Below are 24,183 nucleotides of genomic sequence, written 5' to 3'. Positions count from 1 at the left end.
GTCAGTCGGTCAGTGCGTGTGTTCGTGCGCTGCGGCTTGTTCGGCCGGCGGCTGCTTCTGCACCGCGACGTCGACCGTGACGTCACCGGCTTTCTCGAAGTGCAGGGTCAGCGGGAAGCGTTTGCCATCGGTGAGCAGGCTGCGGTCCTTGGGCTGCATGATCATCACGTGGTAGGCGCTGGGGGCGAACACCACATCCTTGCCGGCCGGGACCAATACGCTAGGTACATGCTGCATCTTCATGGCGCCGGCGGCGCTCATCACATGCTCGTGCAACTGGGCGTCGTCGGTGATGGGGCTTTGCACCGAGAGCAGGCGGTCATCGGCCTTGCCGTTGTTGTGCACGACAAAGTAGGCCGCGACGTTAGGCGCGTTCGGCGGCAGCTCCAGCGACCAGGGGTGGGCGATGTGCAGGTCGCCGACGCTGTACTCGTGGGCGTTGGCGTAGGCGCCGGGCAGCAGCAGGGCGGCCAGGACGAGGGCTTGCTTGAGCATGGGTGAGTCTCCGGTCTGTTCAGTTTCTGAAGGACAGCGTAGTGAAATCAGACCAGCGGAGAGGCACGAGGATTGAGCGCGGGCCAGAGCTGGCGCGGCGTGGGTTGGTAGTCGGCGAGGTGCGGCAGGTGCCTGGCGATCAGAAGCGGCGGGTTGTGCAACTGTGGCGGGTAGCTGGGCAAGGCCAGCAGTGGCGCCGCGCCCAGGCAGCACCAGCAGTTCATCATGCTGGCGCTTTCGTCGCTTTGCTGCCCCAGGTCGATCTTGGCCAGGGCCTGGACATCGACCTTGGCCTTGTTGGCCATGCTGGAGCAGAAAGCCCCCCACAGCAGCTGCTCGGCCGGGCCTTTGGGCGCGGCAGAAGACAGCGGCATGGCCAGCAGGTTGAACAGCACTGCAAGGCAGGCTATCCAGGCAATGTGCCGACGTGGGGGCATGGAGAGATCCGGTCAGGAATCGTGATGGCTATTGTACGGCGGAGTATAGGTAAAAAAGCCGGGGTGCGGTGAAGTGCCGCACCTGGGGCTGCACAGCAGCCGCAGGTGATATCAGGCCTTGCCGCGCCCCATCAGGCCGCGCACGGTTTCCTGCAGGTCAGCCGGCAGCACCACGACTTTCGAATTGTCGCTGGCCGCCAGGTTTTCCATTGCGCCAATGTAACGCTCACCCAGCAGGTACATGGCCGGCACGGTCTCGCTACCCACGGCTTCCTTGACCAGGGTGATCGCCCGCGCCGACGCCTCGGCCAGGTTCACCTGGGCCTCGGCATCCAGCTTGGCCGCCTGCAGGCGCGCTTCGGCCTCGAGAATCGCCGCCTGCTTGTTGCCCTCGGCGCGGGTCACGTCGGCTTTACGTTCACGCTCGGCGGCGGCCTGACGCTCCATGGCGGTCTGCATGCTCGGCGACGGCTTGATGTCCTGGATCTCCACCGAGCGCACGGTCACGCCCCAGTCTTCGGTTTGCTCGGACATCGCCTCGCGCAGGCGCGCCTTGATCTGCTCGCGGCTGGACAGCGCCTCGTCCAGGTCCATGGCGCCGACGATGGCGCGCAGCGAGGTCATGGTCAGGCTGGTGACGGCGAACGAGAAGTTCTGCACGCCGTACGAGGCTTTCTGTGGGTCGACCACCTTGGCGAAGCACAGGGCGTTGGCGACGATCACCGCATTGTCCTTGGTGATGATTTCCTGCTGTTGCACATCGAGGATGATGTCCTTGGTCGGCAGGCGGTAGGCGACCACGTCCATGTACGGAATGACGATGTTCAGGCCCGGCTTGAGAGTGCTGTGGTAGCGGCCCAGGCGCTCGACGATCCATTCCTCGCCCTGGGGCACGATGCGCACGCCCTTGAACACGGTGATGAGGACGAATACAGCGAGGGTGGCGACGACGATGAGGCTGGTCATGGTGCGAACTTCCTTTTAGTGCGGATTCAGGCCCGGGTAACCCGGGCGGTGTTGCCTTCGATGGCGGCCAGGCGCACGCGCTCGCCGGCGGGGATGTCGCTGTCGGCGACGCAGGTCCATTCCTCGTTGCCGAGGATCGGTTTCTGGAAGCGCACCCGGCCTTTCTGGAACTGCGACACGTTGGCGGTCAGCAGGCCGACCTCGCCGATCACGCTGTCGGCGGTCCAGCGCACGTCTGGCTTCTTGCGGCGGAACACCTTGAACCAGAGCACGGTGGTGATCGATGAGAACACCACCCACAGCAGGCCCTGCATATCGAGTTGCAGGCTGGGCGCGAGCAGCGAGACGAGCGACACCAGCACGGCGCCGATGCCGAACCAGAGGATGAAGAAGGTGGGGAGTACCAGTTCCAGCAGGATCAAGGCCACGCCGAAGACGAGCCAGATCCACCATTGCATTTCCATATGGGTGGAGCCTTCCAGAAGGGGAGAGGTGATTTTACGGCAGGATCAAGGCACAGGGCCATCTCGCGACCGTCAGCGTGGATGTGTCACCCAATCTTCCACACGCAGCCCCGGAACACGCTGGAACTCGCGCAGGTTGTTGGTCACCAGCGTGAGGCCGCGCGCGCGGGCGTGGCCGGCAATCATTCTGTCGTAGGGGCCGATGGGCGTGCCGGCCTTGGCCAGTTCCGCACGTAGCTGCGCGGTGTGAGCTGCGCCCTGAATGTCGTAGTCAAGCACATCGAGCCGTGCGGCGAACCCCTCGACAATGGCCAGATTACGCTCCGGCGCGGCGGACTTTTCCGCACCGTAGATCAACTCCATCAGGGTTACCGTGCTGATGGCCAACTGGCCGTGGTGCCGATTGAATGCCTCGCGCACCACTTGTGGCTTGTTCTTGATGGTGAAAATGCAGATGTTGGTATCGAGCATGTACCTGAGCATCAGAATCCTTCGCGCTCCTGGTCGGCTGGCTGTTCCCTGCTCGCCATGAAGTCCGAACTCACATCGTCACCCTCGAACCAGCTGTCCCAGCTTTCGCCGGCAGGCGAGATGATACGGGAACGGCCCACCGCGACGATGTCCACTCGGGTGACGTCGTCTGGAAGGGCGAGGGCTTTTGGCATGCGGATAGCCTGGCTGCGGTTGCTTTTGAAGACTGCACCTTGCTCCATGATGGGCCTCCTTGAAAGCGCAAATGTATGTCCGGAGTTTAATTCCAGGAGTGGATATGTCAATGGGATATACGTAGCATGATCAGGCCTTGAACAGGCCGAGTGCCTCTAGCAGCGACCCTGCATCGTGAAATGCCCGATCCACTTCCGGCAGCACCGGCCGCTCGAGCACCAGTACTGGAATCCCGCGCTCCCGCGCCACTTCCAGTTTCGGCTCGGTGGCCGTGCTGCCGCTGTTCTTGCTCACCAGCACGTCGATCTGCCGACGTTCGAACAGGGCACGTTCATCGTCGATGAGGAATGGCCCGCGCGCACCGATCACTTCGCAGCGGTCATTGCCGGGGCACGCCTCGAGGGCGCGCAGGGTCCAGAACTGGTGTGGCGGGATTTCGTCCAGGTGTTGCAGGGGCCCTCGACCCAGGGTGAACAAGGGGCGTTCGAATGGGGCCAGCGCCGCGATCAGCCCGGCCCAGTCCTCGACTTCGCGCCAGTCATCACCGGGCTGCGCCTGCCATGCCGGACGGCGCAGGGCCCAGCAGGGAATGCCGGCGCAGTGTGCGGCGAGGGCGGCGTTGCGGCTGATCTGCGCGGCATAGGGATGGGTGGCGTCGATCAGCAGGTCGATGCCTTCGGCGCGCATGTACTCGGCCAGGCCTTCGGCGCCGCCATAGCCGCCGACTCGCACCTGGCAGGCCAGGTCCTGGGGAATGCGGCCGATGCCGGCGAGGCTGTAGACATGTTGCGGACCCAACTGGCGGGCGATGGCCAGGGCTTCGGTGACGCCGCCGAGGAGCAGGATGCGCCCGTTCATGCCACACCCGCCTTGCCGACGATGCCACCCTGGCGGTCGATGGCGAACACTTCCACCTGCACCTGGGCCGGCACCACGCTGCGGGCGAAGACCAGGGCGTGGCGGCACACCTCGTCACCCAGGGCGATGCCGGCGGCATGCGCCAGGGCGAGGGCCTGCTGGCTGGTGTTGGCGGCGACGATCGCCTGTTGCAGGGCCTGGTCCGCGCCAATGGCCGCCGCCCAGCCCGCCAGTTGCGGCAGGTCGATGCTCGAATGACGGCTGTGCAGGTCCATGTGCCCGGCGGCCAGCTTGCTGATCTTGCCGAAGCCGCCGCACAGCGTGAGGCGCGGCACGGGTACCTTGCGCAGGTGCTTGAGCACGGCGCCGACGAAGTCGCCCATCTCGATCAGGGCGATTTCCGGCAGGTCGTAGACCCGGCGCATGGTGTCTTCGCTGGCGTTGCCGGTGCAGGCGGCGATGTGCGTGTAGCCGTTGGTGTGGGCGACGTCGATGCCCTGGTGGATCGAGGCGATGTAGGCCGAGCAGGAAAACGGCCGGACGATGCCGCTGGTACCGAGGATCGACAGCCCGCCGAGGATGCCCAGGCGCGGGTTCATGGTCTTCAGGGCCAGCGACTCGCCGTCCTGGACATTGACCGTGACTTCAAAACCGCCGTCATAGCCACATTCGCAGGCCAACTGTTGCAAGTGGTCGCCGATCATCCTGCGCGGTACCGGGTTGATCGCCGGCTCGCCGACGCCCAGCACCAGCCCCGGGCGGGTCACGGTCCCCACGCCTTGCCCGGCGACAAAGCGAATGCCGGGCTCGGCCAGCAGGCGCACCTGGCTGTAGAGCAGGGCGCCATGGGTGACATCGGGGTCGTCGCCGGCATCTTTCAGGGTGCCGGCTTCGGCGGCTTCGCCTTTGAGATGGCAGAACTCCAGGCGCATCTCTACCACCTTGCCCTTGGGCAGGGTGATGTGCACCGCGTCATTGTGCTGGCCGGTCAGCAGCAGGCGCGCCGCCGCCAGGCTGGTGGCGGTGGCGCAGCTGCCGGTGGTCAGGCCGCTGCGCAGGGGCGCGGGCTGTTCGCGGGTTTCTTCACGCATCGACGGGTTTCACCACATCGAGCAAAGTGATCGGCAGGGCCTGGCGCCAGGTGTCGAAACTGCCCAGCGGCTGGGAGTGGGCGATATGGATACGGGTCAACTCGCCGCCATGCTGGTCGCGAAACTGCGCCAGGGCGACCTCGCTTTGCAGCGTGACGGCGTTGGCAACCAGGCGCCCGCCCGGCAGCAGGCGCTGCCAGCACAGGTCGAGCACGCCTTCGCGGGTGACGCCGCCGCCGATGAAGATCGCGTCCGGACGCTCCAGCCCGGCCAAGGCCTCGGGTGCCTTGCCGCGGATCAGTTGCAGGCCGGGCACCCCGAGGGTGTCGCGGTTGTGTTCGATGTAGCCCTGGCGGCCTTCGTCTGCCTCGATCGCAAGGGTGCGGCAGCTGGGATGGGCGCGCATCCATTCGATGCCGATGGAGCCGCAACCGGCGCCTACGTCCCACAGCAGTTCGCCCGGCTGCGGTGCCAGGCGGGCCAGGGTAATCGCTCGTACGTCGCGCTTGGTCAGCTGGCCGTCGTGACGGAAGGCGCTGTCGGGCAGGCCGGCCACGCGAGGCAGGCGTGGGGTATCAGGTGAGGCCTGGCATTCGATGGCGACCAGGTTGAGCAGGGCGATGTCGGTATGTGGCCAATCGTCGGCGGTGCCGCTCAGCGTTCGTTCCAGTGGGCCGCCGAGGTGTTCGAACACCTGGAGACGGCTGGGGCCGAAGCCACGTTCGCGCAACTGCGCGGCAATGGCCGCGGGGCTGCTTTCGTCGTTGCTCAACACCAGCAGGCGCATGCCGCTGTACAGGTGGGCATTGAGCGCCGCCAGCGGGCGGGCGACCACCGAGACCACCTGCACGTCCTGCAGCGGCCAACCCAGGCGGGCGGCGGCCAGGGCGCAGGAGGAGGGCATCGACAGCACCTGCAGTTCCTCGGCGGGCAGCTGGCGCGCCAGGCTGGCGCCGACGCCGTAGAACATCGGATCGCCGCTGGCCAATACGCATACCGGCTCACCGCGCAGGGCCAGGACCGGGGCCAGGGAGAAGGGGCTGGGCCAGTGCAGTTGCTCGGCGGTGACGCAGCGGGGCAACAGGGCCAGCTGGCGCGGGGCACCGATGATGCGCGTGGCTGCTAGCAGGGCGCGCCGGGCCTGTTTGCCCAGGCCGCTGAAGCCGTCTTCGCCGATGCCTATTACTGTCAGCCAGGGGGCCATCTGTTCCTCGTACCGTTCATTGATCGCGGGGCGTTCGACCACCGGTTTTTCATGCCGCCGGACAAAGCAGGCATAATACCGCGCCTTCTACACTGAAGCGCACTTTCACGATTGCCGGATGCCCCCTTGACGCCGCCCCTGCCCCCCGAAGTTTCGCCCCGTCCCTCGGCCTGCCCGGGGTTGTGGCGTATCGTCGCCGCGCGCGATGGCGGCATCTGCCGGATCAAGCTGCCCGGTGGCCTGCTGCTGGCCGACCAGGCCGATGCCGTGGCCGACGCCGCCGAGCGTTTTGCCGGAGGCGTGATCGAGGCGACCAACCGGGCCAATCTGCAGATTCGCGGCATCGGTGATGATCACCGGGGCCTGGTCGAGCATCTGCTGGTTGCCGGGCTCGGCCCGCGTGACGCGGCCGGTGATGATGTGCGCAACCTCATGGTCAGCCCATTGGCCGGTCTCGATCCGGCCATGGTGTTCGACACCCGACCGTTGGCCGGGCAGGTTCTCGACCTGCTGGAAAGTACACCCAGGTTCCACAAGCTGTCGGCCAAGTTCGCCATGCAACTCGATGGCGGCGAAGCGCTGGCGATGCTCGAGCACGCCCATGATCTGTGGCTGTCCGCGATGCAGCGCGAAGGACGCATCTGGTTGCGGTTCGGGCTCGCCAGCAGCCTGTCGAATAGCCAGGCGCTGGGCGCGGTGCCGGTGGACCAGGGGCTGGCGTTGGTGCGTGCAGTGCTGGAGCGCTTCCTCGACCTGGCGACGCCCGAGCAGTCGCGCATGCGTCAATTGCTGCAGGTGTGCCCGGTGGAGCACTTCCTTGAAGGGCTGCCCCTGCAAATCGACACCTCATCGCTGGCTTGGCAGCGCCCGGCAACGACAAGTGCCTGGCTTGGCGTGCTGCCCCAGCGCCAGGGCGTGGCCCTGGGCGTCGCGCCACCCCTTGGTCGCCTGACTCCGGCCATGCTGCGCGGCGCCGCCCATGTCGTCCGCCAATGGGGCGATGGCAGCTTGCGCCTGACGCCTTGGCAGAGCCTGGTACTGACCAACCTGAACCCGACCCATGTGCAGCCTGCCCGCGAACACCTTGCGGCCCTGGGCCTGCTGTGCCACAGCGAGCACCCGCTGGCGCGGGTCGTCGCCTGCACTGGCTCCAGCGGCTGCGCCAAGGGCCAGGCCGACACCAAGGCCGATGCCGTGACCCTGGCCGGCTTGCTGCACCACGGCGCCCCAGGCAGCGTGCACCTGTGCGCCTGCCCACGTTCCTGCGCCATGGCCCACACGGCCCCGGCCACCCTGCTGGCCCGCGCCCCGGGCCGCTATGACCTTTACTTGCGCGATGCGCGCCAGCCGGGCTTCGGCAGGCTGCGCGGCGCCGACCTCACCCCAGAAGAAGCAGGCGCCATGCTCGACCTGCCGACGGAGCACCTTGATGATTGACTACATCCGCGATGGTCAGGAGATCTATCGCAATTCCTTCCGCATCATCCGCGAGGAAGCCCGGCTCGAGCGGATCCCCGCCGATCTTGAAAAGCTCGCTGTGCGCGTGATCCATGCCTGCGGCATGGTCGAGGCCATCGATGGCCTGCAGTTTTCCGAAGGCGCCGGCACTGCCGGTCGCGAGGCCCTGGCCAAGGGCGCGCCGATCCTCTGCGACGCGCACATGGTCGCCGAAGGCATCACCCGCGCCCGTCTGCCTGCCAACAACCCGGTGATCTGCACCCTGCGCGACCCGAGCGTGCCGGACCTGGCCAAGGCCGAAGGCAACACCCGTTCCGCCGTGGCCCTGGAGCTGTGGCGTCCGCACCTGGAAGGCAGCGTGGTGGTGATTGGCAACGCGCCGACCGCGCTGTTCTACCTGCTGGAAATGCTCGATGCCGGTGCACCGAAACCGGCGTTGATCCTCGGCTTCCCGGTCGGCTTCGTCGGCGCCGCCGAATCCAAGGCGATGCTCGCCGCCGACAGCCGCGGCGTGCCGTTCGTGATCATGCAGGGCCGCCTGGGCGGCAGCGCGATGGCCGCCGCGGCAGTCAACGCCCTGGCCACGGAGGTGGAATAATGCAGGCACGCGGACGACTGCTGGGCCTGGGCGTGGGCCCAGGCGACCCTGAGCTGATCACGGTCAAGGCCTTGCGCCTGCTGCGCGAGGCTCCGGTGGTGGCGTACTTCGTCGCCAAGGGCAAGCGCGGCAATGCCTTCGGCATCATCGAAGCGCACCTGCAGGCCGAACAGACCCTGTTGCCGCTGGTGTACCCGGTGACCACCGAAGCGCTGCCCGCGCCGCTGTCCTATGAGCAGGTGATCAGCGACTTCTACGACGAAGCCAGCCTGCAGGTGGCCGAACACCTGGATGCCGGCCGTGACGTGGCGGTGATCTGCGAGGGCGACCCGTTCTTCTACGGCTCCTACATGTATCTGCACGACCGCTTGGCCTCGCGCTACGAGGCCCAGGTGATCCCGGGCGTGTGCTCGATGCTCGGCGGCGCCTCGGTGCTCGGAGCGCCGCTGGTGTATCGCAACCAGACCCTCACCGTGCTTTCTGGCGTGTTGCCCCATGAGGAGCTCAAGCGCCGTCTGGCCGATGCCGACGCCGCAGTGATCATGAAACTGGGACGCAACTTCCCCAAGGTGCGCCTGGTGCTCGCCGAACTGGGCATGGATAGCCGTGCGCTGTACGTGGAGCGGGCGACCATGGCCAACCAGAAGATCGTCGCGCTGGACGAGGTCGACCCACAGTCCTCGCCTTACTTCTCGCTGATCATCGTGCCGGGTGAGAAATGGCAGGGATGAACAAGGCTCCGGCAATCGTCATTCTCGGCCCGGGCAGCCTGGCCACCGCGCGGCGTATCCAGGCCTGTTATCCACAGGCGCTGATCCATGGCCTGGAAGGGCGCGTTGAAGGGGCCGACCGCTACTACGCAGCATTTGGCGACACCCTGCGGGCGCTGTACCAGCAGGACACGCCGATCATCGCCCTGTGCGCGGCGGGTATCGTCATTCGCACCCTGGCGCCGCTGTTGAGCGAAAAAGGCGTCGAGCCACCGGTACTGGTTGTGGCCGAGGACGGCAGCGCCGTGGTGCCGCTGCTCGGTGGCCTGGGTGGGGTCAATGTCATGGCCCGAGAGATTGGTGAGGCGCTGGGTGTGAGCGCGGCGATCACCACCAGTGGCGAACTGCGCTTTGGCACCTGCCTGCTCAACCCGCCCGAGGGTTACGCGCTGGGGGACCTGGAGCAGGGCAAGCGCTTCGTCTCCGACCTGCTGGCGGGCGAGACGGTGCGTGTCGAAGGCGACGCGCCGTGGCTCGAACACGCGCAGTTGCCCGCCAGTGACGAGGCGCAACGCACTATCCACGTGGGCAGCGCACTGCGTCCGGCCAGCCGGGACGAACTGCTGATCCATGCGCGTTGCGTGGTGGTGGCGGTCACGGCCGGTAGCGCCGACCTGGTGCACCAAATACGCGAGGAACTGCTGCGGGCGAACATCGCCGAGCCCGCGCTGGCCTGCCTGCTGGCGAGCGAAGCCGAGATGACGGAGCCGGCGCTGCACGAAGCTGCACAGGCACTGAATGTCGCACTGCGCTTCGCCCCGGCTGCCGAAAGCCTGGAGCGGATGCTGGCTGATGCAGTGCCGCAAGCGCGGGTAGGTTCGGCCGTCGGGCTCGCCCACGCCGTTTGCCCGGCACCTGTCGACATCGGCCGCGTTGGCCGGCGCCGTGGCCGCCTGGCCGTGATCGGCCTGGGCCCTGGTGCCGCCGAGCTGATGGTACCGGCGGTCAAGGCTGAGCTGGCGCGTGCGCAGGATGTGCTGGGTTACGAAACCTACGTGCGCATGGCCGGCCCCTTCCGCAACGATCAGGTGCTGCATTGCACCGACAACCGCGAAGAGATGCAGCGCGCCCGCCATGCCTTCGAGCTGGCGGCGCAAGGGCGTTCGGTGGTGGTGGTGTCGTCGGGCGATCCGGGCGTGTTCGCCATGGCTGCCGCAGTGCTCGAAGCGCTCCACGAATCCAGTGACCCGGCCTGGCAGCGCGTCGAGCTGGAGATCCTGCCCGGTGTCTCGGCCTCGCTGGCTACCGCAGCCCAGGCAGGGGCGCCACTGGGCCACGACTTCTGCGTGATGTCGCTGTCCGACAACCTCAAGCCCTGGTCGATCATCGAGAAACGCCTCGACCTGGCGGCCCAGGCGGATCTGGTTCTGGCGTTCTACAACCCGATCTCCAAGTCCCGGCCGCATCAGCTGGGCGTGGCGCTGGAGCTGGTACGCCGCCATCGCGACGCAGGCACCCCCGTGGTGCTGGGCCGTGATATCGGCCGGCCAGGGCAGACCCTGCGGGTGGTGACCTTGGGCGAACTGCTGCCGGAGATGGTCGACATGCGCACCATGGTGCTGGTCGGCTCCTCGACCACCTGCACCTTCCCCCGTGCCGATGGCGGCCAGTGGGTGTACACGCCGCGCTGGTACCCCGCCAAGCCCTGAGCGCAGCCGGGGTCAGGGCAGCAGGTAGCCCTTGATCCCGGTGAAGATGATCTGCGCCGCGAGGGCGCAGACGAACAGCCCCATCAGGCGGCTGACGATCTGCAGACCCTGGTCGCCCAGGATCCGTTCGATACGGTGCGAGAGGTACAGCACCAGGCCCACGGTGAAGCTGGCCAGGGCGATGCTGACGATGGCCAGCAGCTTGTCGTCCCAGTGTGGCTGGCCCACGCCCATCACCAGCAGCGCGCCGATGGTGCCGGGGCCGACGGTGAGCGGAATGGTCAGCGGCACGATGGTCACGTCCTGCTGCACGTTGTCGGTCTGCACCGCCGACTTGCCCTGGGCCATGCCCAGCGCGGAGATGAACAGCACCGAGCCTGCGCCGATGCGGAAGGCGTCGGCGGTGATGCCGAATACCCCGAAGATCACCCGCCCGAACAGGTACAGCAGCACGCTGGCGACCAGCGTGGCAATGGCTACCCGCCAGGCCAGTTGCTTGCGCTCCTTGCTGGAGTGGCCGCGGGTCAGGCCGATGAAACATGAGAGCACGAAGAAGGGGCTGTAGAGCACGAGCATTTTCAGGTAGACGCTGAACAACTCATGGAGCATGGCGCTGGGTCCGCGACGGGAATGGGTGGCACCTGTATAGCACGGAACCTGTAGGAGCGGCTTCAACCGCGATCACCCGCGAAGCGGGTGCAAGATTGTGTGGTGGTTGCCTCGCGGCTGAAGCCGCTGCTACAGGATCTGCGTGGTGCCGTCGGACACCACCTGCCGCTGCCCCGCCCAGAACTGCACCAGCTCGCGCAATTGCGACAGCTCCACCGGCTTGGCCATGTGCCCGTCCATGCCGGCCAGGCGCGCGCGTTCCTTGTGCTCGTTGAGGATATGCGCGGTCAATGCCACCACCGGGGTGCGCGGGCGCTGGTTGGCGGTCTCCCAGGCGCGCAGCTGCTGGGTGGCGGAGAAACCGTCGAGCACTGGCATCTCGCAGTCCATCAGTACCAGGTCGTAGTGCTTGGCCTTCATCGCCTGCAGGGCCTCTTCGCCGTTGCTGGCGGTATCCGGCTCGAGGTTGAGCTTGCCGAGCATGCCGCGGATGACCTTGGTCGAGATGCTGTTGTCCTCGGCCACCAGGATGCGGAAGTCGCCGGGCAGGTCCAGCGGCACCGGGGTGCCGACCGGCAGTGGCGGCGCGGCCTGCTCGCGGCCGCGCAGGGCGAGTTCCTCGGCAAGGGTGGTCTTGAGCGTGTAGCCGGCCACCGGCTTGGCCAGGATGCGCTTGACCCCGGCGTTGCGGGCGATGATCTTGCTCGGCGCGTTGCTGATGCCGGTGAGCATCACCACCAGGATGTCGTGGTTCAGGCTCGGGTCTTCCTTGATCTTCGCCGCCAGTTGCATGCCGGTCATGCCGGGCATGTTCTGGTCGAGCAGCACCGCGTCGAAATAGTCGCGCAGGTGCGCCTTGGTGCGCAGCAAGGCCAGTGCCTCCTTGCCCGACGGCACCGCGCTGACGTTCATGCCCCAGGCGCTGCATTGCTGCACCAGCACCTTGCGGCAGGTGTCGTTGTCGTCCACCACCAGCACCCGGGCGTCGCGCAGCGGGCCGTCGAGGTCGGTAGGCGGCTGCTCCAGGCGCAGCGGGTCGAGCGGCAGGGTCAGCCACAGGGTGTTGCCCATGCTGGTGCTGGTCTTGATGCCGAACTCGCCCTGCATCAGGCCGATCAGTTGCTTGGCGATCACCAGGCCCAGGTGGCCACCGAGCTTGTTGCTGGAGAGGAAGTGGCGGCTGTGCAGCTCGGCCTGAAGCAAGGCGTCGCGCTCGGCCGGCGGCATGGGCTCGCCGCTGTCCTGCACGGCGATGCGCAGGCGCGGGCTGTCGCCACGCTGGTCGAGGGCCACCACCAGCAGGATCTCGCCCTGGGTGGTGTTTTTCAGGGCGTTGTCCAGCAGGCTCGACAAGGCCTGGCGCAGGCGCGTCGGGTCGCCGCTGACCACTCGCGGCACTTGTGGCTGGGTGAAGCTGATCAGCTCGATGTTCTGCTGTTCGGCCTTGGCCCGGAAGATGTTCAGGCAGTCCTCGATCAGGGCGTTGAGGTCGAACTGCACGTCGTCCAGCTCGATCTGCCGCGACTCGAGCTTGGAGATGTCGAGGATTTCGTTGATCAGGGTGAGCAGTTCGTTGCCGGCGCTGTGGATGGTCTGCACATAGTCGCGCTGCTTGACCGACAGCGGCGTGCCGAGCAGCAGCTCGGTCATGCCCAGCACGCCGTTCATGGGGGTGCGGATCTCATGGCTGATCTTGGCCAGGAACTCGGCCTTGGCGTTGATCTCGGCGTCGCTGGCGGCCAGGGCGCGGCTGGCGCGGAAGCGCTCCTCGCTGATCCGGCGCAGGCGCTCGCTGACCGCGAGGTTGAGCAGCAGGCCGCTGACCACGGTCAGCGCCATGAGGATGCACAACAACCAGGGCGTGGAGGTGCGGGTGAGGCCCAGCAGGGCCGGTAGCAGCACCAGGCCGCCGAGGTTGAACACCAGCATCGCCACGGCGAACAGGCGCGCCGGGCCGTAGCCCTTGTACCAGTGATAGCCGCTGACCAGCAGCATGCTCACGCTGCCCAGGGCGAGCAGGGCATAGGTCATCAGGTTCAGCGGCAGCGTATCGACGAACAGCAGCACCAGGCCGCTGACGGCGGCCACCAGCATCTCCATGTGCAGCAGGCGGTTGAGCCGCGCCGAACTGCAGGGGGAGAAGAAATGCAGGGTGAAATACAATCCGGCCAGGCCAGCCAGTACCAGGGTCAGGTAGGCTGCCGGGGTCTGCGCGCTGTGCCACAGGTGCCACCAGGGGCCACTGAGGTTGAGCAGGATCAGCGCGCTGAGCAGCATCAGGCCGTGGTACAGCGCCAGCACCAGCGTGGTGCTGGAGCGTGTGTAGCCGAAGCGGATCAGGTTGTGCAGGATCAGCATGGCCAGCCCCCCGAACAGCAGGCCGAACAGCAGCGACTGGCGCTGGTCGGCGGCGGCGTGGGCGGTGGTCTCGACAGTGATGGCCGGGCGCAGCTGGTGTTCGGAAACCAGCCGCAGGTAGATATCCAGCGGTTGGTTGCTGTGCGGCAGTGGCAGCACGTGGTCCCTGCCGCGCAGGGTGGGGCTGAGGCCGTCGCCCTGCCGGCCATGGTGCAGCTGGCGCAGCAGTTTGCCGCCTTCCAGGGCGTAGAGGTCCAGGCGTGACAGGTCGGGGGCGAAAATGCGTACCAGTTGTTCCTGGTCGCTCGGATCCAGGCGGTAGTGCAACCACAGGGCCTGGTCGGGGAGGGCGGCATCCAGTTCTTCGAGGGCCAATGGGCTGAACTGGTTGCGGTAGCGTTCGGAGCGCACGTCGGACAGCTGCAGGTTGGCCTGTTCATCGAGCAGCGCCGACCAGCCCGCGGCCTGTTCGGCGTGTGCCGGGAGCAGGCAGAGCAGGGTCAGCAGGCTGACGATCAGGGCTATGGCAATCCGAAGCCGACGCACGACGAAATCCCTTCTTAGCTAATGTGCCGGATATCCACTATGCGCGGCGCGCCAAGGCGAAGGCAAGGCCCCGGCGGGGCCTTGACGACGAGCCGAAGGCCGTGCGCCGGGAACGGCACGACCGTTGGCTGCACTTTTACTGCTGCTCACCGCGCTCGCGGGCGATGGCCCGGTAGCCGATGTCGTTGCGGTAGAAGCTGGCGTCCCACTTGACCTGCTCGGCCAGGCGGTAGGCCTGCTGCTGGGCGGCTTCGACGGTGTCGCCCATGGCGGTGGCGCACAGTACGCGGCCACCGGCGGTGACCACCTGGCCGTCCTTCAGCGCGGTGCCGGCGTGGAACACTTTGCCTTCAAGCTTGGCGGCCGCGTCGAGGCCGCTGATCACGGCGCCTTTGGCGTAGTCGCCCGGGTAGCCACCGGCGGCCAGCACCACGCCCAGGCTAGGACGCGGATCCCACTGCGCCTCGACCTTGTCCAGGGCCTTGGCGAAGGCGGCTTCGATCAGCAGTACCAGGCTCGACTCCAGGCGCAGCATGACCGGCTGGGTTTCCGGGTCGCCGAAGCGGCAGTTGAACTCGATGACCTTGGGGTTGCCTGCCTTGTCGATCATCAGGCCGGCATACAGGAAGCCGGTGTAGACGTTGCCTTCCTCGGCCATGCCGCGCACGGTTGGCCAGATCACTTGGTCCATCACGCGCTGGTGCACGTCGGCGGTGACCACGGGGGCAGGGGAGTAGGCACCCATGCCGCCGGTGTTCGGGCCGGTATCCTGGTTGCCGACACGCTTGTGGTCCTGGCTGGTGGCCATGGGCAGCACGTTGTGGCCGTCGACCATGACGATGAAGCTGGCTTCTTCGCCGTCGAGGAACTCTTCGATCACCACGCGCGAACCGGCTTCACCGAAGGCGTTGCCGGCGAGCATGTCGCGCACGGCGTCTTCGGCTTCCTGCAAGGTCATGGCGACGATTACACCTTTACCGGCGGCCAGGCCGTCGGCCTTGATCACGATCGGCGCACCTTTTTCACGCAGGTAGGCCAGGGCCGGCTCGATCTCGGTGAAGTTCTGGTAGTCGGCAGTCGGGATCTTGTGGCGGGCCAGGAAGTCCTTGGTGAAGGCCTTGGAGCCTTCTAGCTGGGCCGCGCCCTTGGTCGGGCCGAAGCAGTCCAGGCCGCGGCTGCGGAACAGGTCCACGACACCGATCACCAGCGGCGCTTCCGGGCCGACGATGGTCAGGTCGACGTTCTTCTCGGCGAAGTCGGCCAGTTGCTCCAGGGCGGTGACGTCGATGGCGACGTTCTCGCACTTGGCTTCGCTGGCGGTGCCGGCGTTACCTGGCGCCACGAAGATTTTCTCGACCCGTGGGTCCTGGGCGACTTTCCAGGCCAGGGCGTGTTCGCGACCGCCGCTGCCGATGATCAAAACTTTCATGTCAAAACCTCGAAATCTGTCGAACGAGAGGCAGCACCCCTCGCTGTACGAGGTCGCACTGAAGCAGATGCCTGCTTCAGTGCGGCCGATTGCCATAATCAGTGGCGGAAGTGGCGCATGCCGGTGAATACCATGGCGATACCGGCTTCGTCGGCAGCGGCGATGACTTCGGCATCACGCATCGAACCACCTGGCTGGATCACCGCGCTGATACCCACTTTAGCCGCGTTGTCGATGCCATCACGGAACGGGAAGAACGCATCCGAAGCCATTACCGCGCCCTGCACTTGCAGGCCGGCATGTTCGGCCTTGATCGCGGCGATGCGCGCGGAGTTGACGCGGCTCATCTGGCCGGCGCCGACGCCGATGGTCTGGCGCTGCTTGGCGTAGACGATGGCGTTGGACTTGACGAACTTGGCCACTTTCCAGGCAAACACCAAGTCGTGGATTTCCTGCTCGGTCGGCGCACGCTTGGTGACGATCTTCAGGTCGTCGGCAGTGATCATGCCGATATCGCGGCTCTGCACCAGCAGGCCACCGTTGACGCGCTTGAAGTCCCAACCGGCGGCGCGCTCGGCTGGCCACTCGCCGCACTCCAGCAGACGCACGTTCTGCTTGGCGGCCACGACTTCGCGGGCGGCCTGGGAGATTTTCGGGGCAATGATCACTTCGACGAACTGGCGCTCGACGATGGCTTTGGCGGTTTCGCCGTCCAGCTCGCGGTTGAAGGCGATGATGCCGCCGAATGCCGACTCGGTGTCGGTAGCGTAGGCCAGGTCGTAGGCCTTGCGGATACCGCCTTCGTCTTCAGGCACCACGGCCACGCCGCACGGGTTGGCGTGCTTGACGATCACGCAGGCCGGCTTGACGAAGCTCTTCACGCACTCCAGCGCGGCGTCGGTATCGGCCACGTTGTTGAACGACAGCTCCTTGCCTTGCAGCTGGATGGCGGTGGAAATGCTGGCCTCGCCCTTCTTGGCCTCGACGTAGAACGCCGCGCTCTGGTGCGGGTTCTCGCCGTAGCGCATTTCCTGGGCCTTGACGAACTGGCTGTTGAAGGTGCGCGGGAACTCGCTGCGATCTTCGGTGGACAGGGTGTCCTTTGCCTGGTCGATGGTGCCCATGTAGTTGGCGATCATGCCGTCGTAGGCGGCGGTGTGCTCGAAGGCCTTGAGCATCAGGTCGAAGCGCTGGGCGTAGGTCAGGCCGCCGGCTTTCAGGCCTTCGACAATGCCGGCGTAATCGCTGGCGTTGACCACGATGGCCACGTCCTTGTGGTTCTTCGCCGCGGAACGGACCATGGTCGGGCCGCCGATGTCGATGTTCTCGATGGCTGTCGGCAGGTCGCAGCCCGGCTTGCTGATGGTGGCTTCGAACGGGTACAAGTTGACCGCGACCAGGTCGATCGGCTTGATGCCATGCTCGTTCATGATGGCGTCGTCGGTGCCGCGACGGCCGAGAATGCCGCCGTGGATCTTCGGATGCAGGGTCTTGACCCGGCCGTCCATCATTTCGGCGAAGCCGGTGTAGTCGGCCACTTCCACCGCGTTCACGCCATTATCCTTGAGCAGCTTGTAGGTGCCGCCGGTGGACAGGATCTCGACACCGAGCTGTTGCAGCTCCCGGGCGAATTCGAGGATACCGGTCTTGTCGGAGACGCTGATCAGGGCGCGGCGGATCGGCAGGCGGGTAGTCTGGTCGGTCATTTCAGATTCCATAACGCGGTGGAGTCAGCAAAAAAGGCGCCTTTTTGCATGAGCGCCTTTTCTGGTTGGGGTTCTGGCCTTACAACAGATCGTACTGCTTGAGCTTCTTGCGCAGCGTGCCTCGGTTGAGCCCGAGCATCTCGCTGGCTTTGGTCTGGTTGCCCTTTACGTAGTTCATCACGCATTCGAGCAGCGGCGCCTCGACTTCCGAGAGCACCAGGTTGTACACGTCCGTGACGGTAGCGCCTTCCAGGTGGGCGAAGTAGTTGTGCAGCGCCTTCTCGACGCTGTCGCGCAGGGTCTGGCCCTCCTCGCTCGGCGTGTTCAGGTGCTGCTTGAGGTTGGCGTTGTCGCTCACGGGCGTTGTTCCACTCACTAATGTCTCGGTCATCATCGTCATGCGGCCACCCCTTGTTCGTCCTCTGTCCCAAGGCTCTGTCGACGTTCGGCAAAATAAGCCTGAACGTTGGCGCACTGCGCTTGTGTGTCTTGCAAAGCGTTGAACTGGCTGCGGAACTCCTTGCCGCCAGGTCGGGTTGCCAGGTACCAGCCAACGTGCTTGCGGGCGATCCGCACGCCCATCACATCGCCATAGAAGGCATGCAGCGCGGCCAGGTGTTCCAGCAGAATGCGTTCCACTTCGTCCAGCGCCGGGGTGGGCAGGTGCTCGCCCGTGCGCAGGTAATGCTCGATCTCGCGGAAAATCCACGGCCGCCCTTGGGCGGCACGGCCGATCAGCAGGCCGTCGGCGCCGGTGGCATGCAGCACCGCCCGGGCCTTTTCCGGCGAAGTGATGTCGCCGTTGGCGAAAACCGGGATCGACACCGCCTGCTTGATCGCGGCGATGGTGTCGTACTCGGCGTCACCGGTGTACAGGTCGGCGCGTGTGCGGCCATGCACCGCCAGCGCCTGGATGCCGGCCTGTTCGGCGATCTTCGCCACGTTCAGGCCGTTCTTGCTTGCCCGGTCCCAGCCGGTGCGGATCTTCAGCGTCACCGGCACGTCCACGGCGCCGACGACGGCGTGGAGGATTTCGGTGACCAAGGCTTCATCTCTCAATAAAGCAGAGCCTGCGGCCTTGTTGCAGACTTTTTTCGCCGGGCAACCCATGTTGATGTCGATGATCTGCGCGCCGGCCTCGACATTGGCCCGGGCCGCCTCGGCCATCATCTGCGCATCGCCGCCGGCGATCTGCACCGAGCGTGGCTCGGGATCGCTTTCATGTATGCGGCGCAGGCTCGACTTGCGGCTATTCCACAGACGCATGTCGCTGGAGACCATCTCCGAGACCACCATGCCCGCTCCCAGACGCTTGCACAGGGTACGGAAAGGTTGGTCCGTGACGCCGGCCATCGGGGCCAGGATCAGGTTGTTCTGCAGTGTGTAAGGGCCGATGCGTACCGCCGACATAGGTGTTCCCTGTTGTGGGGCCGAATCATTGGAGTCGAAAAAGGGATGGCATGATACCCGCTCTCGATGACCGGATAAAGATGAATCTGGATAAAATCTGAACAGTTGCGGCGTTATGACATCCAGTGCCAAGCGGCAAGCTTCAAGCTGCAAGAGGGCTGCGGACAGGCATTTACCTGCGGTGTGAAGCTTGCCGCCTGTCGCTTACTCCGGCGAACGGAAGCTCAGGCTGTAGTTCACCGCCTTCGGCCCAGGGTCGAGGATGTCCAGGGCGATGTGGATCGGCGTCTGGCTGGGCATCTCGCCGCGCCCGGCCAGCTCGCCCGACAGGTACTCGCTTGGTTTGAAGCGCCGGCTGGCGATCAGCTGGCCGTTGAGGTCGGCGAAGCGCAATTCGAGAAGGGGGAAGGGCTGGGCGAAGGGCGCGCGGTTGTAGATGATCGCGTCGACGATCAGCGCCCCTTTGAAGTCCGGGTGGCTGCGCACTACCAGATTGCTGCTTTTGATCCGCGAGATGTCTACGCGGGTCGGCACCTGGCAGCCGAACATCGGGCACAGCTGCTGGAACCAAGGGCGATACTGGTCCTGGCGGGCCATTTCGTCGAAGTGGAACCAGACGTACTGGAATGCCAGCAGGCCCGCGGCCAGCAGTGTCAGGAAACCCCACAGCAGGCGTTTTCCCCAGTTCGGGGCGGGCTTTTCCCAGCCCAGCTGCAACGGGTCGTCGACCACGTCGACCAGCGGCTCCTTGCGCGCGCGTTCGGGCTTGGTGGCCAGGCTCGGTTCCAGGCGTTGCCCGGGATGTTCTTCGGGGTCATAGTCGCGGGCCGAGAACGGCGCGCTGTGCACCTCGTCGTCAAGCGCCGAAAGGCCCTTCTCCGGCAAGGGTTCGTCGTGGTTGGGCAACTGCCGCGAGGGTTCGTCGAGTGGCTGATTGCGCACTGGAGGCTCATCGTCCAGCTCGAGGCTGGTCGCGCCGAGGGTAGGCTCGGTGCGCTCGTCGTCGGCCGGCGCCAGGTCCAGCGGCTCCTGCTCGACCAGCATCGGTGCGTCCTCGCGCTCCTGCGCAGGCTCACGGTCGCCGTCAGTGGCGGTGCCGAACGGTTCATCGCCAGGCCCATCGCCGAGCTGATCGTCGCGGCGGGCCTGGAGCATGCCTTTGGCCGGGGCGGCGCGCCGATCACCCGGGCTGCGCCGTTCAAGGCGCGCCAGCTCCTGGTCGAGATCGAGGGCATCCAGTTCCTCGGCCGTGACCGTCCAGTTGTCCTCGCTCGGTGCCGGCGGGGCGGCCTCCGGTTGCACGGCTGCGGGCGCTGGCACGGCCGGCTCGGCTGCCGGCGCCGGCGCACGGGTGTCGCCTTCGCCAGCCGCGGCGCGGTTCTGCTCCAGCAGTTGTTTCGCCGCGTTGAACACCTGCAGGCATTGGCCGCAGCGCACCACGCCGCGGGCCACGCTCAACTGGTGATGGGTGACGCGAAAGCTGGTCTGGCAATGCGGGCACTGGGTGACGAAACTGTCGGTCATGCGGCTGTCCGGGAAGCTGTGCAGGAGTTGAGTCTAGGCGCGCTTAGCGGCGGCGACCACTGATACGTACCCAGCCGTCGCGCACGACGATCGGGTCCAGGTCGAAGTCGGCGGCATAGGCGGCGGCCACTTCCTCACCCTGTTCGGCGAGGATGCCCGACAGCGCCAGCAGGCCGCCGGGGCGAACCAGGCCGGATAGCTGCGGCGCCAGCGATACCAGCGGGCCGGCCAGGATGTTGGCGACCAGCACGTCGGCCTGCATGGCCGGCATCTGCTCGGGCAGGTACAGGTCGAACGTGTCGTCGGCAATGCCGTTGCGCTGGGCGTTGTCACGGGAGGCCTCGATAGCCTGCACGTCGATGTCGGTGCCGACCGCGTGGCGGGCGCCGAGCAGCAGCGCGGCAATGGCCAGGATGCCCGAGCCGCAGCCGAAGTCGAGCACTTGCGTGCCTTGCAGCTGCTGGCCGTCGAGCCATTCCAGGCACAGCGCGGTGGTCGGGTGGGTACCCGTGCCAAAGGCCAGGCCCGGGTCGAGCAGCAGGTTCACCGCGTCCTTTTCCGGGGCTTCGTGCCAGCTTGGCACGATCCACAGGCGCTGGCCGAAGCGCATCGGCTGGAAGTTGTCCATCCAGCTGCGCTCCCAGTCCTGGTCCTCGATCACCTCGGCGTGGTACTCGGGCAGCTCGGCGCCGGTCAGCAGGCGCAGGTGGGCGAACACCTGCTCGGGCTCGGCATCGGCCTCGAACAGCGCCAGCAGGTGCGTGTGCGACCACAGCGGGGTGGTGTTGAGGTCCGGTTCGAAGATCGGCTGGTCTTCTGCGTCCATGAAGGTCACCGAGACGGCGCCCACTTCAAGCAGGGCGTCTTCGTAGGTTTCGGCTTGTTCCGGGCTGATGGCCAGGCGTACTTGCAGCCAGGGCATGGCGGGCACCTTTGGTAAATCGACAGGGGCAGCCCGAGGCTGCGCGAAAAGGCCGCCAGTTTACTTGAGTGCGTGGGGTTTGTGCAGGACGCAGTTGTGCTGGCGGCTTTGCCGGCGCCATCGCGGGGCTGGCCCGCTCCCACCAGAGAGCGGGGCTGCCTTGCGGTTCAGAGACTGCGCGCCCGCGTCACCCGGTCCACCAGGTACACAAGCCCGTGATAATCGATGCCACTGTGGCTCGACAGGCCGATCTCGCAGGTGCGGCTGGTGGAGATCCCCTCGCTGCAATACTGCACCGCGTCCTTGAGGGTACGCAGCGAATGGGCGTTGAGCTCCGGTGTGGTGAAGCCCTTGTCGCCGGCGAAGCCGCAGCAATGGATGCCTTCGGGGATCACCACCTGCTTGCTGCAGCGCCGCGCCAGGTCGATCAGCGCCTGGCTTTCGCCCAGGTGCTGGGTGCTGCAGGTCACGTGCACCGCCACGGGCTCGTCCTGGGGGGTGAACTCCAGCTTGTCGACCAGGTGGGTGCGGATGAAGCGCACCGGGTCGTACAGGTCCAGCCGCGATTCGCCCAGGTCCTGCACCAGGCGCAGGGTGCAGGGGCTGGTGTCGCAGTAGATCGGGTCAAGGCCGCCGCGGCTGGCGTGCAGCAGTGCGTTGATCAGTTCCTGGCGCTTGTGCTCGGCCTGCTCGGGGTAGCCCTTGGAGGCGAACGGCTGGCCGCAGCACAGACTGTCGGCGTTGTCCGGGAACACTACCTGGTAGCCGGCCTTCTCCAGCAGGGCACGGGTCTTGTCCAGCAGCGAACTCTGCTCGCGGTCGGCATAGGCCGGGCCCATCACCCGCGAAACACAGGCGGCCAGGTAGACCACGCGAGGGCGGGCGTCGTGGCTCGCGGTGCTGAGCTCGACGGCCCGCAGCGGCTGCGGCATGGCGGGGGTCCACTGCGGCAGGCGGCCTTTGCTGGCCTTGCTCAGGCGGGCGCTGAGCCGGCTCATGCGCGGGGCGCCGAGCAGCTTGCGCGCGCCATTGGCGGCGGCCAGCGTGAATCGCGCGCCGCGCAAGGTGGCGTGAAAATGCTCGGCCAGCCAGTCGGCGGCCTTGCCGTGCTCGGCCGCCTGACCGCGCAGCTTCTTCACCAGCTCGCCGGTGTTGATGCCCACCGGGCAGCGCTGGGCGCACAGGCCGGTGGCGGCGCAGGTGTCGATGCCCTGGTACTGGTAGGTGCGCAGCAGTTCGCGGGTATCAACGCCGGCGCGTTTCTTCGCCTGGATGTCGCGCCACATGACGATGCGCTGGCGCGGGCTCAAGGTAAGGCCTTTTGACGGACACACCGGCTCGCAGAAACCGCACTCGATGCACTTGTCGACGATCTCGTCGGCGGCCGGCAGCGGCTTGAGGTTCTTCAGGTGGATGTCGGGGTCCTCGCTCAGCACCACATCGGGGTTGAGGATGCCGTTGGGGTCGAGCAGGCGCTTGAGCTTCCACATCAGCTGGTAGGCGTCATGCCCCCATTCCAGTTCGACGAAGGGCGCCATGTTGCGCCCGGTGCCGTGCTCGGCCTTGAGCGAGCCGCCGAATTCCACTGCCACCAGCTGCGCCACGTCGTCCATGAAGGCCTGGTAGCGCGCCACTTCCTCGGCGCTGTTGAAGCCCTGGGTGAAGACGAAGTGCAGGTTGCCTTCCAGGGCGTGGCCGAAAATGATCGCCTCGTCGTAGCGGTGCTTGTCGAACAGCTGGATCAGGCGGTTGACGCCTTCGGCCAGTTGCTCGATGGGGAAGGTCACGTCCTCGATGATCACCGTGGTGCCGGTCTGGCGCACGGCGCCGACGGCGGGGAAGGTATCCTTGCGGATCTTCCACAGCTGGTTGTACACCGCCGGGTCTTCGCTGAACGCGACCTTCTGCTCCAGCGGGTAGTCGTCGATGGACGCCATCACCTGCTCGAGCTGCTCGTGCAGCAGGCTCTGGCTGGCGGCGCGGCACTCGATCAGCAGGGCGCAGGCGTTGGCCGACAGGTCCTTGACCCACGCCGGCATGCCCGGCATCTCCTGCACCGAGCGCAGGCTGCGGCGGTCGAGCAGCTCCACGGCGGAGACTGGCTGGCGCTTGAGCACGGTCACGGCGCGGCAGCAGCTTTCGACGCTGGGGAACACCAGCAGCGCGCTGGCCTTGTGCGGGTGGTCGGGCACGGTGTTGTAGGTGACGGCGCTGATGAAACCAAGGGTGCCTTCGGAACCGACCAGCAGGTGCTGGAGGATATCGAGCGGCTGGTCATAGTCCACCAGTGCGTTGAGTGATAGCCCCGTGGTGTTTTTCAGCCGGTACTTGTGCCGGATGCGCTCAGCCAGCGCGGTGTTGGTGCGGGTCTCGCGGCCAAGGCGGGCCAGTTCGTCCAGGAGGCCGGCGTGGCTGTGCTCAAAGGCGGCGACGCTGGCCGGGTCCTCGCTGTCCAGGCGAGTGCCGTCGGCCAGCACCAGGCGCAGACCGGCGAGGGTGTGATAGGTGTTCTGCGCGGTGCCGCAGCACATGCCGCTGGCATTGTTGGCGACGATGCCGCCGATCTTGCAGGCGTTGATCGATGCCGGGTCCGGGCCGATCTTGCGCCCATAGGGGGCCAGCCAGGCATTGGCCTGGGCGCCGATCACGCCGGGCTGTAGTCGGATCTGCCCGCCCTGGTGGCGAATCTCCCGGCCATTCCAGTTGTCGCCGAGCACGATCAGCACCGAGTCGCTGATGGCCTGGCCGGACAGGCTGGTGCCGGCGGCGCGGAAGGTCACCGGCACCCGGTCGCGCTGGGCCAGCTGGATCAGCGCGACCACTTCGTTCTCGGACTCCACGCGCAGCACCAGCTTGGGGATCAGCCGGTAGAAGCTGGCGTCGGTGCCGAAGGCCAGGGTCGAGGTCGGGTCGTCGAAGCGGCGTTCGGCGGGGATCAGGCGCTCGGCATCACGCAGGAACGCGGCGGGCAGGCTCATGCAGTCTCCTCGCGGGGCCGCGGCGTCTGGTGCGCGGCGTGCCCC

22 protein-coding genes are annotated in these 24,183 nt (G+C 66.5%); 4 read left to right on the top strand and 18 right to left on the bottom strand.

Translation table 11 applies throughout. From position 1 onward, the window contains the following. Nucleotides 1-9: 9 nt before the first annotated feature. The 9 genes from LU688_RS24425 to cbiE form a co-directional block, all read right to left on the bottom strand. A complete protein-coding gene (locus LU688_RS24425; RefSeq protein WP_023631116.1) occupies nucleotides 10-495 on the bottom strand; it encodes a copper chaperone PCu(A)C in 486 nt (161 codons plus the stop codon). Nucleotides 496-542: 47 nt separating this feature from the next. Continuing rightward, nucleotides 543-932 (bottom strand): DUF2946 domain-containing protein, encoded by a 390-nt coding sequence (locus LU688_RS24420; RefSeq protein WP_094012237.1) that lies wholly within the window; start codon nucleotides 930-932, stop codon nucleotides 543-545. Nucleotides 933-1,043: 111 nt separating this feature from the next. Beyond that, on the bottom strand, nucleotides 1,044-1,898 hold the full coding sequence (locus tag LU688_RS24415; RefSeq protein WP_023631114.1) for an SPFH domain-containing protein: 855 nt from the start codon (nucleotides 1,896-1,898) through the stop codon (nucleotides 1,044-1,046). 26 nt (nucleotides 1,899-1,924) lie between these two features. Then, nucleotides 1,925-2,362: an NfeD family protein gene (locus LU688_RS24410; protein ID WP_088852331.1), complete on the bottom strand. Its 438-nt coding sequence runs from the start codon at nucleotides 2,360-2,362 to the stop codon at nucleotides 1,925-1,927. Between the two features lie 72 nt (nucleotides 2,363-2,434). Continuing rightward, nucleotides 2,435-2,845 (bottom strand): type II toxin-antitoxin system tRNA(fMet)-specific endonuclease VapC, encoded by a 411-nt coding sequence (gene vapC / locus LU688_RS24405; protein ID WP_028691288.1) that lies wholly within the window; start codon nucleotides 2,843-2,845, stop codon nucleotides 2,435-2,437. Further along, the gene (vapB, locus tag LU688_RS24400) at nucleotides 2,845-3,075 is read right to left on the bottom strand and encodes a type II toxin-antitoxin system VapB family antitoxin (RefSeq protein ID WP_094012238.1); all 231 of its coding nucleotides are present in this window, start codon (nucleotides 3,073-3,075) and stop codon (nucleotides 2,845-2,847) included. The genes vapC and vapB overlap by 1 nt, the downstream gene beginning before the upstream one ends. A gap of 82 nt (nucleotides 3,076-3,157) precedes the next feature. Continuing rightward, nucleotides 3,158-3,886: a cobalt-precorrin-6A reductase gene (locus tag LU688_RS24395; protein ID WP_160290816.1), complete on the bottom strand. Its 729-nt coding sequence runs from the start codon at nucleotides 3,884-3,886 to the stop codon at nucleotides 3,158-3,160. Then, nucleotides 3,883-4,977 (bottom strand): cobalt-precorrin-5B (C(1))-methyltransferase, encoded by a 1,095-nt coding sequence (locus tag LU688_RS24390; RefSeq protein WP_094012239.1) that lies wholly within the window; start codon nucleotides 4,975-4,977, stop codon nucleotides 3,883-3,885. The genes LU688_RS24395 and LU688_RS24390 overlap by 4 nt, the downstream gene beginning before the upstream one ends. Continuing rightward, nucleotides 4,970-6,181, bottom strand: a complete 1,212-nt coding sequence (gene cbiE / locus LU688_RS24385; RefSeq protein WP_160290830.1) for a precorrin-6y C5,15-methyltransferase (decarboxylating) subunit CbiE — start codon at nucleotides 6,179-6,181, stop codon at nucleotides 4,970-4,972. Before cbiE ends, LU688_RS24390 begins: the two co-directional genes overlap by 8 nt. A 111-nt stretch (nucleotides 6,182-6,292) precedes the next feature. On the opposite strand from cbiE, the gene cobG reads away from it, so the two are divergent. Genes cobG through cobJ form a run of 4 tightly spaced genes read left to right on the top strand, consistent with a single transcriptional unit; the run spans nucleotide 6,293 to nucleotide 10,656 of the window. Continuing rightward, nucleotides 6,293-7,618, top strand: a complete 1,326-nt coding sequence (gene cobG / locus LU688_RS24380; RefSeq protein WP_038706878.1) for a precorrin-3B synthase — start codon at nucleotides 6,293-6,295, stop codon at nucleotides 7,616-7,618. Next, a complete protein-coding gene (locus tag LU688_RS24375; RefSeq protein WP_011535884.1) occupies nucleotides 7,611-8,237 on the top strand; it encodes a precorrin-8X methylmutase in 627 nt (208 codons plus the stop codon). Before cobG ends, LU688_RS24375 begins: the two co-directional genes overlap by 8 nt. Continuing rightward, a complete protein-coding gene (locus LU688_RS24370; protein ID WP_031316572.1) occupies nucleotides 8,237-8,968 on the top strand; it encodes a precorrin-2 C(20)-methyltransferase in 732 nt (243 codons plus the stop codon). The genes LU688_RS24375 and LU688_RS24370 overlap by 1 nt, the downstream gene beginning before the upstream one ends. Next, entirely contained in the window at nucleotides 8,956-10,656 is a 1,701-nt protein-coding gene (cobJ, locus tag LU688_RS24365; RefSeq protein ID WP_160290817.1) for a precorrin-3B C(17)-methyltransferase, read from the top strand. The genes LU688_RS24370 and cobJ overlap by 13 nt, the downstream gene beginning before the upstream one ends. 12 nt (nucleotides 10,657-10,668) lie before the next feature. Here the strand turns inward: cobJ and LU688_RS24360 are convergent, their stop codons facing one another. The 9 genes from LU688_RS24360 to LU688_RS24320 all read right to left on the bottom strand — a co-directional run bounded on the left by LU688_RS24360 (nucleotide 10,669) and on the right by LU688_RS24320 (nucleotide 24,138). Further along, nucleotides 10,669-11,265, bottom strand: a complete 597-nt coding sequence (locus tag LU688_RS24360; RefSeq protein WP_023633040.1) for a MarC family protein — start codon at nucleotides 11,263-11,265, stop codon at nucleotides 10,669-10,671. 129 nt (nucleotides 11,266-11,394) lie between these two features. Continuing rightward, nucleotides 11,395-14,169 carry a hybrid sensor histidine kinase/response regulator gene (locus LU688_RS24355; protein WP_038706876.1) on the bottom strand — a complete coding sequence of 925 codons (2,775 nt, stop codon included), beginning with the start codon at nucleotides 14,167-14,169 and terminating at the stop codon, nucleotides 11,395-11,397. A 136-nt stretch (nucleotides 14,170-14,305) separates the two neighbouring features. Further along, nucleotides 14,306-15,598, bottom strand: coding sequence for a phosphoribosylamine--glycine ligase (gene purD, locus LU688_RS24350; RefSeq protein ID WP_038706875.1), 1,293 nt, complete (start codon nucleotides 15,596-15,598; stop codon nucleotides 14,306-14,308). 98 nt (nucleotides 15,599-15,696) lie between these two features. Beyond that, a complete protein-coding gene (purH, locus tag LU688_RS24345) occupies nucleotides 15,697-17,304 on the bottom strand; it encodes a bifunctional phosphoribosylaminoimidazolecarboxamide formyltransferase/IMP cyclohydrolase (RefSeq protein WP_023630842.1) in 1,608 nt (535 codons plus the stop codon). A 79-nt stretch (nucleotides 17,305-17,383) separates the two neighbouring features. Next, a complete protein-coding gene (fis, locus tag LU688_RS24340) occupies nucleotides 17,384-17,704 on the bottom strand; it encodes a DNA-binding transcriptional regulator Fis (RefSeq protein WP_011535876.1) in 321 nt (106 codons plus the stop codon). Next, nucleotides 17,701-18,714 carry a tRNA dihydrouridine synthase DusB gene (gene dusB, locus LU688_RS24335; protein ID WP_038706874.1) on the bottom strand — a complete coding sequence of 338 codons (1,014 nt, stop codon included), beginning with the start codon at nucleotides 18,712-18,714 and terminating at the stop codon, nucleotides 17,701-17,703. The genes fis and dusB overlap by 4 nt, the downstream gene beginning before the upstream one ends. 204 nt (nucleotides 18,715-18,918) lie before the next feature. Beyond that, nucleotides 18,919-20,238, bottom strand: a complete 1,320-nt coding sequence (locus LU688_RS24330; RefSeq protein WP_104444855.1) for a DUF3426 domain-containing protein — start codon at nucleotides 20,236-20,238, stop codon at nucleotides 18,919-18,921. A 43-nt stretch (nucleotides 20,239-20,281) separates the two neighbouring features. Further along, nucleotides 20,282-21,160: a 50S ribosomal protein L11 methyltransferase gene (gene prmA, locus LU688_RS24325; RefSeq protein WP_046854052.1), complete on the bottom strand. Its 879-nt coding sequence runs from the start codon at nucleotides 21,158-21,160 to the stop codon at nucleotides 20,282-20,284. A 167-nt stretch (nucleotides 21,161-21,327) separates the two neighbouring features. Beyond that, entirely contained in the window at nucleotides 21,328-24,138 is a 2,811-nt protein-coding gene (locus LU688_RS24320; protein WP_160290818.1) for an FAD-binding and (Fe-S)-binding domain-containing protein, read from the bottom strand. Nucleotides 24,139-24,183: the final 45 nt, after the last annotated feature.

The sequence above is a fragment of the Pseudomonas soli genome (assembly GCF_021283165.2).
GTDB lineage: Bacteria > Pseudomonadota > Gammaproteobacteria > Pseudomonadales > Pseudomonadaceae > Aquipseudomonas > Aquipseudomonas soli.
This window is presented reverse-complemented; position numbering and strand designations above follow the sequence as displayed.